The 13,683-nt window shown below is 60.4% G+C and carries 17 protein-coding genes; 7 read left to right on the top strand and 10 right to left on the bottom strand.

The genetic code is table 11. The annotated features are described in order from the left end of the window. The first annotated feature begins 7 nt into the window (after positions 1-7). Positions 8-1,165, top strand: coding sequence for an LLM class flavin-dependent oxidoreductase (locus tag CXQ94_RS11240; RefSeq protein ID WP_104090041.1), 1,158 nt, complete (start codon positions 8-10; stop codon positions 1,163-1,165). Here CXQ94_RS11240 and CXQ94_RS11235 read toward each other — a convergent pair. Both CXQ94_RS11235 and CXQ94_RS11230 read right to left on the bottom strand, forming a co-directional pair. Further along, entirely contained in the window at positions 1,155-1,961 is an 807-nt protein-coding gene (locus tag CXQ94_RS11235; RefSeq protein WP_104090038.1) for an isocitrate lyase/phosphoenolpyruvate mutase family protein, read from the bottom strand. The two genes, CXQ94_RS11240 and CXQ94_RS11235, sit on opposite strands and share 11 nt — an antisense overlap. After that, on the bottom strand, positions 1,958-2,479 hold the full coding sequence (locus CXQ94_RS11230; protein WP_104090561.1) for a helix-turn-helix domain-containing protein: 522 nt from the start codon (positions 2,477-2,479) through the stop codon (positions 1,958-1,960). Before CXQ94_RS11230 ends, CXQ94_RS11235 begins: the two co-directional genes overlap by 4 nt. A gap of 61 nt (positions 2,480-2,540) precedes the next feature. On the opposite strand from CXQ94_RS11230, the gene CXQ94_RS11225 reads away from it, so the two are divergent. Then, positions 2,541-3,950, top strand: a complete 1,410-nt coding sequence (locus CXQ94_RS11225) for an MFS transporter (protein WP_258067021.1) — start codon at positions 2,541-2,543, stop codon at positions 3,948-3,950. A gap of 13 nt (positions 3,951-3,963) precedes the next feature. On the opposite strand, the gene CXQ94_RS11220 is transcribed toward CXQ94_RS11225, so the two are convergent. After that, on the bottom strand, positions 3,964-4,821 hold the full coding sequence (locus CXQ94_RS11220; protein WP_104090033.1) for a trans-aconitate 2-methyltransferase: 858 nt from the start codon (positions 4,819-4,821) through the stop codon (positions 3,964-3,966). A gap of 48 nt (positions 4,822-4,869) precedes the next feature. Here CXQ94_RS11220 and CXQ94_RS11215 point away from each other — a divergent pair, with 48 nt between their 5' ends. The 3 genes from CXQ94_RS11215 to CXQ94_RS11205 all read left to right on the top strand — a co-directional run bounded on the left by CXQ94_RS11215 (position 4,870) and on the right by CXQ94_RS11205 (position 7,478). Then, positions 4,870-5,451 carry a helix-turn-helix transcriptional regulator gene (locus tag CXQ94_RS11215; protein WP_104090030.1) on the top strand — a complete coding sequence of 194 codons (582 nt, stop codon included), beginning with the start codon at positions 4,870-4,872 and terminating at the stop codon, positions 5,449-5,451. Positions 5,452-5,566: 115 nt separating this feature from the next. Next, the gene (locus CXQ94_RS11210) at positions 5,567-6,331 is read left to right on the top strand and encodes a C1 family peptidase (protein ID WP_104090027.1); all 765 of its coding nucleotides are present in this window, start codon (positions 5,567-5,569) and stop codon (positions 6,329-6,331) included. 190 nt (positions 6,332-6,521) lie between these two features. Next, positions 6,522-7,478, top strand: a complete 957-nt coding sequence (locus CXQ94_RS11205) for an urea transporter (RefSeq protein WP_104090024.1) — start codon at positions 6,522-6,524, stop codon at positions 7,476-7,478. Positions 7,479-7,502: 24 nt separating this feature from the next. Here CXQ94_RS11205 and crcB read toward each other — a convergent pair whose 3' ends face one another. From crcB to CXQ94_RS11185, 4 genes are all read right to left on the bottom strand, one after another. After that, complete coding sequence (gene crcB, locus CXQ94_RS11200; RefSeq protein ID WP_104090022.1) at positions 7,503-7,880, bottom strand: fluoride efflux transporter CrcB; 378 nt, start codon at positions 7,878-7,880, stop codon at positions 7,503-7,505. Continuing rightward, complete coding sequence (locus CXQ94_RS11195) at positions 7,877-8,329, bottom strand: CrcB family protein (RefSeq protein WP_104090019.1); 453 nt, start codon at positions 8,327-8,329, stop codon at positions 7,877-7,879. The genes crcB and CXQ94_RS11195 overlap by 4 nt, the downstream gene beginning before the upstream one ends. After that, positions 8,329-8,844, bottom strand: coding sequence for a universal stress protein (locus CXQ94_RS11190; RefSeq protein ID WP_104090017.1), 516 nt, complete (start codon positions 8,842-8,844; stop codon positions 8,329-8,331). The genes CXQ94_RS11195 and CXQ94_RS11190 overlap by 1 nt, the downstream gene beginning before the upstream one ends. Positions 8,845-8,924: 80 nt before the next feature. Next, a complete protein-coding gene (locus CXQ94_RS11185) occupies positions 8,925-9,881 on the bottom strand; it encodes an alpha/beta fold hydrolase (protein WP_104090014.1) in 957 nt (318 codons plus the stop codon). Between the two features lie 321 nt (positions 9,882-10,202). On the opposite strand from CXQ94_RS11185, the gene CXQ94_RS11180 reads away from it, so the two are divergent. Then, entirely contained in the window at positions 10,203-10,910 is a 708-nt protein-coding gene (locus CXQ94_RS11180; RefSeq protein WP_258067019.1) for a DedA family protein, read from the top strand. A gap of 24 nt (positions 10,911-10,934) precedes the next feature. Here the strand turns inward: CXQ94_RS11180 and CXQ94_RS11175 are convergent, their stop codons facing one another. Then, a complete protein-coding gene (locus tag CXQ94_RS11175) occupies positions 10,935-12,047 on the bottom strand; it encodes an FAD-dependent oxidoreductase (RefSeq protein ID WP_104090012.1) in 1,113 nt (370 codons plus the stop codon). A gap of 253 nt (positions 12,048-12,300) precedes the next feature. Further along, complete coding sequence (locus CXQ94_RS11170; RefSeq protein ID WP_104090010.1) at positions 12,301-13,134, bottom strand: MBL fold metallo-hydrolase; 834 nt, start codon at positions 13,132-13,134, stop codon at positions 12,301-12,303. Between the two features lie 111 nt (positions 13,135-13,245). Here CXQ94_RS11170 and CXQ94_RS23305 point away from each other — a divergent pair, with 111 nt between their 5' ends. Beyond that, entirely contained in the window at positions 13,246-13,407 is a 162-nt protein-coding gene (locus tag CXQ94_RS23305; protein ID WP_181034199.1) for a hypothetical protein, read from the top strand. Positions 13,408-13,437: 30 nt separating this feature from the next. On the opposite strand, the gene CXQ94_RS11165 is transcribed toward CXQ94_RS23305, so the two are convergent. After that, a partial coding sequence (locus CXQ94_RS11165) for a helix-turn-helix domain-containing protein (protein ID WP_146070284.1) occupies positions 13,438-13,683 on the bottom strand: 246 nt, incomplete at its 5' end.

The following is a 13,683-nucleotide window of genomic DNA, read 5'->3' as shown; positions in this document are numbered from 1 at the left end:
GGCCACTGTGCCGATCGAATTCTTGGGCATGGGCGCCGGTAACGACGCCACCGAAACAACCCCGGCAACCACCGCGGCGTTTGATCCGCCCTATGCGGCCCACATCGCTAAGATCCACGAAGAGAACAACTGGGATCATGTGCTGTTTGCCTACAATTCGGCAACTCAAGACCCAGCGGTGCATGCTGCCTGGGTTGCGGCCAACACGGAACGAATCAAACTGCGGTTGGCCCACCGGCCCAACGTCTCGCATCCCACTTTCGCGGCGAAGTCATTTTTGACACTTGACCACATAGCCCAGGGCAGGGTCACAGTGCATTTCATCACCGGCGGTAGCCAAGGCGACCAAGCCAAGGAGGGTGACTTCCTCAGCAAAGATGCCAGGTACCGCAGGACGCAGGAATACATGCAAATTGTGCGTCGTGCCTGGGAGGGCGGTGAACCCTTTGATTGGAATGGCGAGTTCTTTCAATTCACGAACTTTTCCAGCGAACTTAAGTCTTTTCGTGGACAGCGTCCAGGAATCTCATTCGGAGGTTCCTCGGAGGCCGCATGGCAGGTTGGTGCGCAAGAGGCCGATATTTACGCGTTCTTTGGTGAGCCGCTAGCCGATGCAGCGGGACAGCAGCAAAAGATCTTGGACCTTGCCGCGGCAGCCGGCCGCGTGGAGCCCCTTCGTTGGCAGATCGCGTTCAGGCCCATAGTGGCGGTCACCGACGAGCTCGCATGGGAGAAGGCACACAGCATCCTGGCTGCCCTGGAATCCCGGAAAGCCAAGGGAGAGGTGATCGATAAGGTCCGTCACTATGCCGACAAGCCGGAAGCGGCAGGGACTCAGCGCCTATTGGCGGCAGCCCAGCGGGCAGATCATCACGATCGCGCGCTTTGGACGGCCATCGCCAAGGCGGCCGGCGGTGGTGGTGGGAGTGCCACGGCGCTGGTAGGAAGCTACGACACCGTGGCGCTAGCATTGCTGGACTACTACGAGCTTGGGTTCGAGATCTTTGGCCTGCGCGGTTACGACTTTGTTCCCGACGCCATTGAGTTCGGAACCCATGTCATTCCCCGACTCAAGGCCGAGGTCGCCCGTCGCGAAGCTGGTGTCACCGAAGCGGAGCTTCGTGAACGTCAGTCCGTCTCCCGAGCAAAGCTACTCACCCGATGATGCTATTGAGCTCCGAATAGCTCAGGGCCGGGAGCTCAGGGACCGCCGTTTCGTCCTCGAGCATGCCCGAGGCCATCTGACTGAGCAGGCCGTAGACAGTTTCGGTCAGTGACGAGCCGGCGCTGATTCGGCTTGCCCCGGCCGCGGCCAGTTCGCGAATGGGCAGGGTGCCGGGACCGAATGCCACATTGACGGGACACTGGAGAGTCCGGGCTAGTGTTTGGATCGTCCCGGGCGTCAGTGCGCCAAGAACAAAGATCCCACTGGCGCCCGCTGCTGCGTAGGCGCGGGCACGTTCGATGGTTTCATCCAGCCACCGGTCATCCCCGATCGCACCGAGACGATGCGTATCTATGCGGGCGTTGATAAACAACGCAACCCCAGCGTTGTCGGCGGCCGCACGCGCAGCCTCAATTCGTTCGGTCTGCTCCTCCACTGGACGGAGGGAATCTTCGAGGTTGATGCCGACGACACCAGCGCTGATGAACTGGCCGACCACTTCTTCAACATGGGAGGGGAGCTCGCCGAAGCCGCCTTCAATGTCTGCGCTCACGGGAAGGTCTACTACCTTCACGATCCTGGCAACACTGGCTAGGGCAAGATCCAGGGGCAGGTGCTGCCCATCCGAATATCCTAAAGACCAGGAAACGCCCGCGCTCGTGGTGGCCACCGCGTGTGCGCCAGCCGCCTGGACAATTCGAGCGGAGCCAGCATCCCACGCATTCGGCAGTATCAACGGTGCCCCTGCAACGTGGAGGCTGGAAAAGTCGCGTGCGAGTGATTCCTGAGTAGTCATAGAACTATTTCATCACAGGCAAGCGAGGCAACACTCTTCGTGAGGGGGCGGGGTCGGTGGTCCTCATAGGTGGGCCGAATCCATGAGACGTTTGCCGTGGTGAGTGTGGCACCGCAATGGCTGCAGGCCTCGCCACTGGAGCTCTCCAGCTGGCAGCTGCGGCAAATGATCGACAGCCGATTCTCATGGCCCTCGCTCGGCGTGTGCTTTTGGGCCCAAAGCGTGTAGGCATGCAGGATTGGCAAGGTATCGGCCCCTGCCTGGGTCGGGAAATACTCGAAGCGACGGGCACGGCCGTCTTGGTACGGAGCGCGAACCGCTAAGCCCTCTTCAACCATGTATTTCAGCCGCTTTGCGAGGATGTTGTCGGCCGCACCGACTTGCTCGCGGATCTGGTCGAAGCGGTGCACACCGGCGACGAGTTCGCGCAGGATGAGCAAAACCCACGGGTCTCCGACGGCGTTAATGCCCCGAGCAATAGGGCAGGGCCTTGTTGACCAATCCGAACGCAAAACCATTGCCTGGTCTCTCTCTCGAAGATGCTTGCTTAAAGCAAGCCAGATAAATTACTCTGAATCCGTGAATAGCTTTTCTCAAGCAAGTGTACGCCTCCCAACCCGCCGGAACTGGCTTCTTGCTGCAACGCTGACCGCCAGCGTTCTCGCCTCACTTGATCTGTTTGTGGTGAACCTTGCCTTCACCTCGATCAGCGCCAGCTACCCCGAGGCAACACCGCAGGCGATGTCCTGGATTCTCAATGCCTACGGGATCGCCTTCGCGGCATTGCTAGTCCCCTCGGGGCGTCTGGCCGACCGTTTTGGGCGTCTTCGGCTGTTTCGCTGGGGTCTTGGCATGTTCGCCACCGGTTCCCTTGCGGCCGCGATTTCTCCTGACATTACTGTCCTGATTGGCGCACGAGGACTTCAAGGGGTCGGTGCAGCGCTGATAGTGCCGACAAGCCTAGCGCTCTTGTTGGGCCAGTATGACCGGGCGCAACACACCCGGATGATTTCGATGTGGAGTGCCAGTGGATCGGTGGCTGCTGCCGGTGGGCCCGTACTCGGCGGACTGTTATCGGAGTACGACTGGCGGTGGATCTTCCTGATCAATGTACCCATCGCCGTTCTGGCACTCGCCTTTACCTCATCCATGAAAAACACCCCCGAACGAGACGTGAAGACGCCCGACCTTGTGGGCGTTGGTCTCCTGGCCATGGCGATAGGCTCTTTGGTTGCCGCGCTTTCGTATGTCAGCGAATGGGGACTCACCAGCCCGATGCTGTGGGGCGTGGCGCTGGCAAGTTTACTGGCTACTCTAGGCTTTATTCGGCGCTGCCTGCGTCATAAAACACCGGCAGTAGATCTTCAAGTGTTTGCCGTTCCATCCTTCTCCGTTGCTGCCATGGGAATGGTCGGCTTCTACGTTGGCTTCGCGATCATGCTGCTGGGTGGGAGCTTGTACCTCACCCTGGTCTGGGCATGGAGTCCCCTCATGGCAGGACTTGGATTTTCGGTGGGGCCGGGGACAGCCGTCGTGTCCGCACTTCTTGCAGGCAGGACGCGCCTACCGCCGCGTTGGCTGGCTGGAATGGGCAGCGTATTCTTCACCCTTGGCGGTGTCCTCTGGTTTTTGTTCCTCACTGAGAATGCCGGCTATCTGCCCATGCTATTCGGCCTCATGCTCACTGGTGCAGGGGCCGGAATTGCTCAAACGGGCTTCTTGGCTGGCGGTGTCAGTGGGCTGCCCGCCAGTTCGTATGCCACCGGCACCGGGGTGCTTAATACCTCACGGCAGATCGGCAGTGCCTTGGGGGTTGCCGGTCTCATTGCACTGACCGGTGCCGGGACCAGCTCGTCAAACTACCACCTGGCGTGGCTGGTCATGAGTATCGCCGGGTTTGTTGGATTGCTGGCAGCCTTCTTGATTCCCGCCCCTCCCCGCCGCGCCGAAATCGCCGAAGTTCAGACAATGGCCGGAAGTGCTGAATGAACGCTTCTTAGCCTCAGGGTTTGCGGGCAGCCCACGCAGTGCGGCTTCCCCTGACCTGCAGATCCGTCCGGTGGGCCAAGGATTCGGTTCCTGTGGCGGCCAGCAGGCGATCCAACGCGGCAAGGTCGTCAGCAGAGACTACCTTTTCCAGGGCCTGCCGGAAGCGGGCAAAGAAGGTCTGGGCATAGCGGGCCGTGAGTCCCGGTGCCGCACTGGAAACGCTAGGGAAGCTGCGTTTGTCCACCAACTCAAACCCCGCCCGCTCAAGTCCGGCGCTCCATTCCGGGTAGGAGTTCCATTCCTGCAGAGCCACGGCAGCGTGCAGCCTGGACTCCAAGCCCGGCTGCGGGGCGCCGCAGTCGTCCAGTTCAACCGGAAGAAAGAGTGGCAGGGCATCCATTTCCACGACGATGAGCAGGCCGCCGGGGTTTAGTCCTGCGAACATCTGCCGCATGGTCTGTTCGGGGTCGGACACCTCATGCAGCGATGATGAGGCCCAGATGAGGTCGGAGGAAGCGATCTGGGGCCAGGGTTCGTCAAGGTCGGCCTGAACGGTGGAGACTCTTCCCTCCACACCCCGCACACGTGCCGCCTCGAGGGTGTGGACGAGCATCTGGGCAGACTTGTCCATGGCAAGAATGTTCGCGGTCGCAAATCGCTTCGCCAGTGCCACAGTACCGGCACCTGATCCAGCGCCGGCATCCACAATGGTGGCAGGTGTTCCCCCAACAAGCTGTGCCGCCCACCGCGTCGTGTCCTCCAGATACGAGCCCAGGACTTGGGCGTCAAGGTTGAGTATTTCAGCCAACCCGGCGTGGTCGTGGTTCTCATGTCCGCCGTGATGCTGATGGTGGTGCGCGTTTTCGGTCATGGCTTCCACGGTACCGGTCAAATGCGCAAAAGGCATAGACTATTGCGTATGACGCAAGAACCTGCTGTGGACAATCTGATCCGACAACGCATTCGAGGACTTCGGCTTTCACGTGGCTGGTCGCTGGAGAATCTCGCCGCAAAATGCCAGCTCAGTCCCTCAACGCTGAGCCGCATCGAAACCGGTCACCGCAGGATCGCACTGGACCAACTTTTGCCGATTGCCAGGGCACTCGGGACTACTTTGGACGCACTCGTTGAATCTGCCGAGGACGAAGACATCGTCATTCGTCCGCAACCCGGGCACTCGCCGGGGCTGACAACCTGGATCCTCTCGAACGAGGACGGCCTCTACGGCAAGACGGTGGCGAAGATGCGCATCACCCCCGAGCGGCCCGGCGGGCCAGCACTGCTCGGCGTTCATCCCGGCCGGGACTGGTTCACCGTGCTTTCGGGGATCGCCCGGCTGCAACTGGGGGACCGGACCATCCTGGTCCATCCTGGCGAGGTGGCCGAATTCTCCACCATGGTCCCGCACTCCATCGGCGCCCATGAGAGCCCTGTGGAGATCCTCTCCATCCTCAACCACGACGGCGGGCGGGCCCACCTTCACGACCACGACCACGGGTAGAGAGTTCAGTCACGCCGAAGTCTTGACTCGTCACGTGGGCAGGAGGAACCTCATTCTTAACCACACTGAATGAGGTCTCATCCGGCCACGGTGTGGCGAAGGAGGCAAGATCACTATGGCACGAACCAACTCCCGATACGGATGGGTCCCAGACCTTCCCGATCAGCGTGACTTCCACTTTGCGGCCCCGATGTCCGTGCAGGCGAGCCTGCCACCTGCCGTCGATCTCACCTCGTCCTGCCCTCCGGTTTACGACCAGGGGCAGCTCGGTTCCTGCACCGGAAACGGTGTTGCTGGTGTCATCCAGTTTGATGCGCTCAAAGAGGGACTCGCCGATACGTCCACGCCGTCGCGCCTGTTCATCTACTACAACGAGCGTGTCATTGAGGGCACGGTGGCCTCCGACGCCGGAGCGCAGATCCGTGACGGTATCAAGACCGTCGCCACCACAGGCGTCTGCGATGAAACGCTGTGGCCTTACGACATCACCAAGTTCGCCGACAAGCCAACACCCGCCTGCTACACCGCCGCCAAGAAGCAGCAGGCAATCACGTACTCCCGGGTAGGGCAGACGCTGGCCCAAATGAAGGGCTGCCTCGCCTCTGGATACCCGGTGGTGTTTGGCTTCACCGTTTACGCCAGCTTCGAAAGTACCCAGGTTGCAAGTACAGGGGTGGTTCCCATGCCGGCGGCGGGCGAGAGCGTGTTGGGCGGTCACTGCGTGGTGGCCGTTGGCTACGACGACGCCAGCCAGCGCTTCACTATCCGCAACTCCTGGGGCACCAGCTGGGGGATGGCAGGCTACGCGACCATGCCCTATCCATACCTGCTCAGTTCCTCACTAGCTAGCGACTTTTGGACAGTCAGGTCCACGTCCTAGAGACATTTTGCTCACAGGGGGATGATGGAAGCAGGCAAACGCAAATCAGAAATATCAATGTTCTGTTTGCCTGCTGGTCTAAAGGCCGGCATTGGACTAAGGAATTGATTCGTCATGAACATGGTGCAATTTATGTGGGTCCTTGTGGCCATTATTGTCCTTACCGTGATTATGAGCCTGATCGCCCCCCATGGTGGGCACAGAACTCACGGACATTAGGGAAAGTCGGTGGTGCGCACCCGGTCGCTTACTGACCGGGTGGCTCCGTTACGGGGTGGTTGGCCTGGGTCATGGCCTGTCCCAAATCTTCTTTCAAACAAACATTCTCACGGGTGCCCTGATTCTGGCGGCGTTCGTCACCCAGGATTGGCGCATGGCCGTACTGGTGGTGTTGGGAGCTGGCGCGTCGTCCGTGGGCGGGCGCCTCGTTGGAATCCCGGTGGCTGACATCCGGACCGGGGCGCAAGGCTTTTGTGGTGCCTTGGTTGGTGCGGCAACGTTTGCGGTTTTGGGCGGGCAGTGGGCTTCCTATCCGATCGCCGTGGGTGGCGGCCTGCTGTGCACCCCCGTGACCTGGGCGCTTGTCTGGGTCCTTGGCACGGGTCCGTTGAAGCAGTTTGGCCTGCCGTCCACCACAGCGCCTTTTTGTCTGGTGGCCACCGTGGTCCTGGTGAGCACCATGGGGCTGCACACCCATCCGCCACTAGGCGTGGTCGAATCAAACACCCAGGCCTTTTTTGAGTCGCTGCTGACAAACATTTCCCAGGTGGTTCTGGTGGACAGCATCTGGGGTGGGGCCCTGATCCTGATTGGTCTGTTCATTGCCCATTGGAAAGTGGGGGTTGCCGCGATCATTGGAAGCGGGGTGGGCAGCCTGTGTGCCCTGGCCATGAACGCGAGCCTGCAGATGACAGCCAATGGCCTCAGTGGCTACTCCGGTGTCCTGACGGCCATCGCCTTTGCCACAGTATTCCTGAAGGGGCGCTGGGAACCGTGGATGTTCGCCGTCGCCGGTTCCGCCGTGACTGCAGTCCTCACGCTAGTGATGGACCGAATACCGGGCCCCACCTACACCTGGCCCTACATCCTGACCACTTGGTTGGGGCTGATCCTGATCTATCTGGTGCCCCAACTTCGACGACGCTGACCCCGGAAAGGTTGCCCCCCATGGCTAGAGTGAGGTGCCCAGCCACAAACCCAGCCAAGCCGCCGCAACCGCAACAATGGCCAAGCCCAGGCCGTTGCCCAATGCTGCCGCGTACCGCCTGTCTCGTACTAGGGCAACCGTTTCATAGCTGGCCGTGCTGAAGGTGGTGTACCCGCCAAGAAAGCCGGTGCCCAAGACGATCGTCACGCCGCTGGGTAGAACCGAGTCCGTGGCCAGGCCGGTTAGAAACCCCAGGACAAGAGAGCCCGAAATGTTGATGAGAGTCGTGGGCCACGGATATCCGGCCGGGGCCTTCCCACGAATGAAGCCGTCCACGACGTAGCGTGCGGTGGCGCCGATGCCGCCGGCAAGTGTCAGGGCAAGAAAAATCCACGGTGTCATTGGCCACTCCCCGAGGTGGCCTTGCGGGTGCGTGCGCTCGCTGAGCGTGACCCCATGATGATGCCAGCCCACGTGGCACAAGCACCCACAATGACGGTCCCCAGCACATAGAGCATCGCTGCGCCCATACGCCCATTGAGACCAAGCGCAGCGGCGTCTACTGCCATTGAACTGTAGGTGGTGAAACCACCACAAAAGCCAGTGCCGAGAAGCAGCCTCAGGCGACTGGCCCGTTCGCTGGAAATGGCGGGCCGGGTCAGTGCCTCATAGAGAAACCCGAGAAGGAGCGCCCCCGCAATGTTGATCAGGGCAATGGCTACAGGAACGCCGTCGACTTTGGGAAGAGCCAAGGACACGGCTTCCCGTGTCGCAGCGCCAACTGCCCCGCCCAGAGCCACCAACCCCCAAAGCCGCCATTTTAGGTAGTTAGGCAAATTGCTTGAGGGCATCAGGGCTCTTGCCACGGCAGGGGGGAAGCCAGTCCGGGGGAGTGGGCCGGGATTACCACTACCGGCCGCGTCTGCCTGTGGGCCAGATGGGTGGCCACGGAGCGGTTAAAAAACTCCTGAATACTACCGCCGGCAGATTTTTCGTGTGTGCCAACCACGATCATGGCCGCGTCGAGCCGTTCCGCCAGCCTGCCCAGGGCCGCCGACACCTCGCCGGCAAGGACGAGGGTCCGCCACCTGACACCCGTTTCCTTCAGCAGATGTTCCAGTCCGGCGGCTAGCTTGCTGTCAAAGACTTCTTCGGCAGGGTCGGAATAGTCCGGATCGATAGGGGCTGAAGTCACCGACCCGTCCGCACCTTCGGAAACCGGCAGCCGCCCCTGGTTGACGAACACGCACACCAGTTCGGCGCCGAAGCGGGAGGCGAAAAATGCAGCCTGCTCCGCAACGTGTGGTGATTGACCAGGTGATACCCCGACGATCACTGGACGCCGCGTGCTGGGAACATTGCTCATAGTTGGAGCCTATCGGCACCGTGGACACTTAACAAGATTGCGCTGGTGTTCTCGCCGCGGGAAAGAAGTGCTGCTGGCTACTATTGGCCGACGGTAGATTCCGGTGCCTGGCTTAGGAAGCTGTTGAGTTCCGCCACGATTTCCCTCGAGTGCGTGTGGTGAAGGTAATGCCCGCCGTCCAAAGGGACAAGTTTGCCGTTGTCAACGCTTGCCACTTGCTCTTCATGGAGTGGCAGCCAGCCGGCCACGTCCTTGTTCGCGGCCTGGACGAACTCGAGCACGGGCAAATCGTGCGGGAATGATTGGCTCCTGGCGTCAACGAAATTCTTCTCCAAGTTCTTGATCTCGTTGATATAGGTGGAGGTCAGCATGTTCTTCAGGGACAGAAGTTTCATCTGAGCTTTGTCGTCGTCGTTGTAGGGGAGGCCGGCATAGGAGTCACCAGAGCTTTGCACCACTACCCTGACCACTCCCAATGCCTTGGCCGCTTTCAAGGCACGAAGGGGGAACTTTTTGTCCATTCCGGGCTGGTTGGGCACGCTGCTATCAATTCCAACAAAGGCGACCATCTCGCTCCGGAATTTGGTGGCGAACTCCAAACCATAAATACCGGCAATCGAATGTCCCATAAGTAAGTAGCGGTTGATCCCGAGGATTTGCAAGGCTTCGTGCAACTCATTGACGATGTTCTCCGTGGTTCGCTCGGTCGCGGTTTCATCGCTGAGACCATAGCCAAATGGTTCGACGACGACCACACAGTAGTGCGGCAGCAACTCCGCAACGAGGGGTTTGAAATCTAGTACCGGAGAAGGCGTTCCGGCTCCGGGAAGAAGTACCACCGTCTCGGTGCCGGATCCCTGAAGAGAAACGTTCATCTTCTTTCCATCCACGGACACGAGCCGACCGTAGGATTTCACCAGGGCAGCCTCGGACTTTCGTGCCCGTGCATGGGCATAAGTTGACGCCGTCAAAAGGGCTGCCAGTACCGTGGAGATGGTGGCCATTGCAGCGAGTAAAAGCCTGATATTTCTCTTCATGGCCAATCCATCTTCTAGTGGTTCCAATCATGGGTGTGTCACTAAGGTTATGTGGGCTCGGCAGGTTCCGCATGGAACAGATGAACAAGCTGATAGAGGTTTTTCTGGATCGCAGCCACTATTCATCCACTTAATACGCGCCTGGCACTGGCCTTACGATGCTTGCCAGCTAGGCAGATGACCCTGGTTGTTGGGTGGTTGCCCCTACATCAGAGTGGGGGGTTTCCCCATAGTTTCCGTGCGGTGTGGCCGGTAGCGTTGTCACCATGATCTTCAAGCAAAGCAAGAACGCACGGGCCGAAATGGCAGTGGGTGTTCCTCGTGGGTGACTTTAATGCACTCCTGAACACCATCAGCGACCTGGTGATCGGTGCTGCCGGGCAACCGTGGGTTTACGCAGTTGTGGTGATTGGATGCATTATTGATGGCTTCTTCCCGCCCTTTCCCAGCGAATCCATTGTGGTGGGTCTTGCCGCGTTGGTGCTCACCCCAGGCGGGCCAAATCTTTGGCTCTTGATGATCGCGGCCGCCCTTGGCGCCTTCCTGGGAGACAACCTCGCCTATGTGATCGGGCGACGGGTCGGCATCACCCGTTATCGATGGATGCGCCGCCCCGTCATGCAGCGAGCCTTCGGCCGCGTTGCCCGTGGTCTTGACCAACGGGCTGTCCCGTTACTTCTCGTTGCCCGTTTCATCCCGATCGGCCGGGTTGCGGTCAATCTCACGGCAGGGGCGACCCGGTATTCATGGAAGAGTTTCATGCCAATCTCCGCCCTCTCAGCCACAATGTGGGCAAGCTATTCCCTGGGGATCGGCGCCGTGGCGGGCGTCTGGTTCAAGGAGAATCAGTTGCTCGGAGTGGTGGTTTCGGTGGTCATCGCGGCCCTACTGGGGCTCGTTGTCGACCGGGTCTGCAAATTGATTCAGTCCCGGAAGCAAGTAAACCCGGAGAGTGCTACGGCAACCGCGGAGGGTTCGCTTGGTGCAACGGACGTTGACCCTGTTCTGGTTGGAGCACCCCTCCGGTAGTGAAAGCCCCTACTTACCCTGGACCTAGCCCCGTTGTGCCGAAAAGAGTGACGGTGCCGGCAGCCCGTCGGCAAGGTCCGCCAGAATTCGGCCAATGGCAGGGGCAAATTTGAACCCATGGCCAGAGAAGCCTGCTCCGACTACCACCGGGCCGAACCGGTCGAGAATGAAATTTCCGGATGCGGTGGAGGTGTAGGTACAGCTGATGGGCACAAATGAGTCTGCATCGAGTCCAGGAAACCATTCTCTGGCGTAGCGGCGCAGGGCCAGAAGCTGTGCCGGTTCTGGCAGGAAGTCACGGTGATCGGGGTCGGTCACCGGGCCTACCCCGTGCCAGCCGATCTTTACGCCTTCACCGGGTGTGAACATTCCATAGGTGGGGCTGTACCAATAGGAGTCGGCTGCCAGGGCAGGATCGGGGATGTGGTTGAAACTTGGCCATTCAAGGGACGAATCAATGGTGCCGAAATGTGCCGGCTGTTCTTGGGTGACCACAAGACGCGGCAGTGTCACGATGCCCGTGAGGAGCTTTTGGCTCCACGCGCCTGCGGTGACGATGACACGCTTGGCACGGAACTCGCCGTCGTCGGTGGTAACTCGCACCTGGTCTTCACCGTGGACCATAATGCCGCGAACGGGGGTCGAATAGTGGAACTGGGCTCCGCTGCGCTGGGCATCCTGGCGAAAGGCTGCCAAGGCGTCGGCAGCACGCACCCGCCCGGACTCCGGAACAAAGAGGACGTCACTGCGGAACTTCATTCCCTCCCACCGTGCGGATGCCTCGGCGGGGGAGAGGAACGAGCTTTCGATGCCAAAGGCCTCATGCGATGCGCGGATGCGGTCCAGGGAGTCTCGGGGGCCCTGGTTGACAAGTCCCGCCAGATCCAGGAGCTGGGTCTGGGTACGCGTGGCCAGTTGGTCCCACAAGGAGCGTGCTTCGAGCACCAGGTTGAGGTACGCCGCCTCGTGATAGCCGAGGTTGAAATTGCGGGTTGCCCCGTGCGACGCTCCGAGGCTGTGCCCGGCTTCAAACTGCTCAAGGAGGACAACCGAATGAGATTTCCCGGCGGCAGCCCATGCTGCGGCCGATCCCATGACCCCACCGCCAATCACAACAACGTCGACCTCGGTGACCATGCCTGCCCCTCTCTGTCCCTGTGCATTCTTCACAGAGCTGCAGCTGCCATCCTGTCACGAGGAACGCGCCGAAGCTGTCCAAGGTGGGGTCAATCCGTTGGGGGGGTTGTCAGCTTCCGCCAAAGGCAGGCGAACTGCCACGGTGGCCTCCGGTGGAGTGTTACTTGCCGTGACCTCCCGATGGATCCAAGAACATGTCGAACGAGGCACAGGGTTGGCCGTTTGAATTCGGCCCGAACAGAGGGCAGAGGGACTAGCCTGAGGAAAGTTGAGAGTAGCCTCGTCTGAGCGCCGACTCCAATACCTGCGGCGGCCAGGGGTAGTCATCGCTCACTGCCGCGACAGCCTGCTCAATGGAAAGCCCCCGTGACCAGCCGTCTCGAATCATCGCGGCAGTTGCCCGGAGATCGGCGAGCTGTGCAATGACGAAGTCCCGGTTGATGACACTTCCATGGCCGGGAATGATGCAGTCACGGGGCTCGATTTCCGTCAGCAATTCCTCAAGGACGTCCGGCCAACCAAAGGGGAAGCAGCCAGAACCAAACATTGGCGGACCGGACTCCTCCACAATGTCTCCGAGGATCCACACCCGTTGATCGGGAACGAAGACCGCCAGATCGGTGTCGGTGTGCCCGGGAGGAAGCGGGATCAGGTCAATGTCCCGTCCGGCAGGGCTGATGCGTGTCCGGTGCGTAACCGGAACCGTTGGCGGTGTCAGCACCACTGTGGCCCAGTCGCGGTCGGGTTCACGTGCGGGATCCTGTTGCTGTCGCTTCAGGCGCGGAGACTCAAATTGTTGGAAGTGCGTAGCCACCAGATGGTGCCCGTAAATCGGAACCCCTGTTTGGCCGGCGAACACTTGGTTGCCGAAGGTGTGATCGTAGTGCGCATGGGAATTGATGACCGCCACAATGGGCAGGTCGAAATCCGCGGCCACATGGGCGAGAATCTCCTGAGCCTCGGCCGGGCTGCTGCGGGTGTCAACGATGGTGACACCCGCAGTGCCGCGGATCAGGGATATTGAAATGTCCAGGGGATCGTATCGGCGCTGAAAAACTCCTTCAGCAACTTCTCGCCATGCGCTCATAGGGACAATCTACACAGTCACGCCCTGCAGAGGGTGACTGTGTAGGGAACCAGAGAGTTTATGGGGGTCGCCTCAGAAAACGGAAAAAATCGTACGCTAAGAGCGGCTGCCGTGGCGCAGGGGCCTGAATTTGCCCGTGCCGATCTTGGCGCTGTTGCGCCGGGTGTAGTCGCCGGTGTGGTCGATATGTTCCTAGCCGAGCGGGGAAAGGTGCTGGAGAGGGGCATCATCGACGCCTTGGTCTCGGTCGCGGAGCGCGTTTGCAGAACCTGATGTCATCGTCCGACGATGGACATGCGCACGTCAGGGGCTGTTAGTGCCGGTTTTCTTGCGTTGGCCGCGTTCAACGGCCCGGTAGATGGTGGATCGGCTGATGGAGAAGAGTTCGGCCATTTCGGCCATGGTGTGTTTGCCGGCGTCGTGCAGTTCGAGGAGGTGGTCTTCCTGTTTCACGGTGAGTTTTGGCTGCTTTCCCCGGAGTCGGCCGTTGGCCTTGGCGACTTTCATTCCTTCGCGGGTGCGCATGCTGATGAGGTCGGCTTCGAACTC

The organism is Arthrobacter sp. GMC3 (genome assembly GCF_002929305.1).
GTDB lineage: Bacteria > Actinomycetota > Actinomycetes > Actinomycetales > Micrococcaceae > Specibacter.
Note: the sequence above shows the minus strand (reverse complement) of the source record. Positions and strands in the feature narration are given on the sequence as shown.

Coding starts and splice junctions, on each gene's coding strand:
- CXQ94_RS11210 (WP_104090027.1), top strand. CDS start 5,567: ATGGCACGAACCAACTCCCGATACGGATGGGTCCCAGACCTTCCCGAT.
- CXQ94_RS11230 (WP_104090561.1), bottom strand. CDS start 2,479: ATGGTTTTGCGTTCGGATTGGTCAACAAGGCCCTGCCCTATTGCTCGG.
- CXQ94_RS11205 (WP_104090024.1), top strand. CDS start 6,522: ATGGTGGGCACAGAACTCACGGACATTAGGGAAAGTCGGTGGTGCGCA.
- CXQ94_RS11195 (WP_104090019.1), bottom strand. CDS start 8,329: ATGCCCTCAAGCAATTTGCCTAACTACCTAAAATGGCGGCTTTGGGGG.
- CXQ94_RS11220 (WP_104090033.1), bottom strand. CDS start 4,821: ATGACCGAAAACGCGCACCACCATCAGCATCACGGCGGACATGAGAAC.
- CXQ94_RS11175 (WP_104090012.1), bottom strand. CDS start 12,047: ATGGTCACCGAGGTCGACGTTGTTGTGATTGGCGGTGGGGTCATGGGA.
- CXQ94_RS11190 (WP_104090017.1), bottom strand. CDS start 8,844: ATGAGCAATGTTCCCAGCACGCGGCGTCCAGTGATCGTCGGGGTATCA.
- CXQ94_RS11235 (WP_104090038.1), bottom strand. CDS start 1,961: ATGACTACTCAGGAATCACTCGCACGCGACTTTTCCAGCCTCCACGTT.
- CXQ94_RS11170 (WP_104090010.1), bottom strand. CDS start 13,134: ATGAGCGCATGGCGAGAAGTTGCTGAAGGAGTTTTTCAGCGCCGATAC.
- CXQ94_RS11185 (WP_104090014.1), bottom strand. CDS start 9,881: ATGAAGAGAAATATCAGGCTTTTACTCGCTGCAATGGCCACCATCTCC.
- CXQ94_RS11215 (WP_104090030.1), top strand. CDS start 4,870: ATGACGCAAGAACCTGCTGTGGACAATCTGATCCGACAACGCATTCGA.
- crcB (WP_104090022.1), bottom strand. CDS start 7,880: ATGACACCGTGGATTTTTCTTGCCCTGACACTTGCCGGCGGCATCGGC.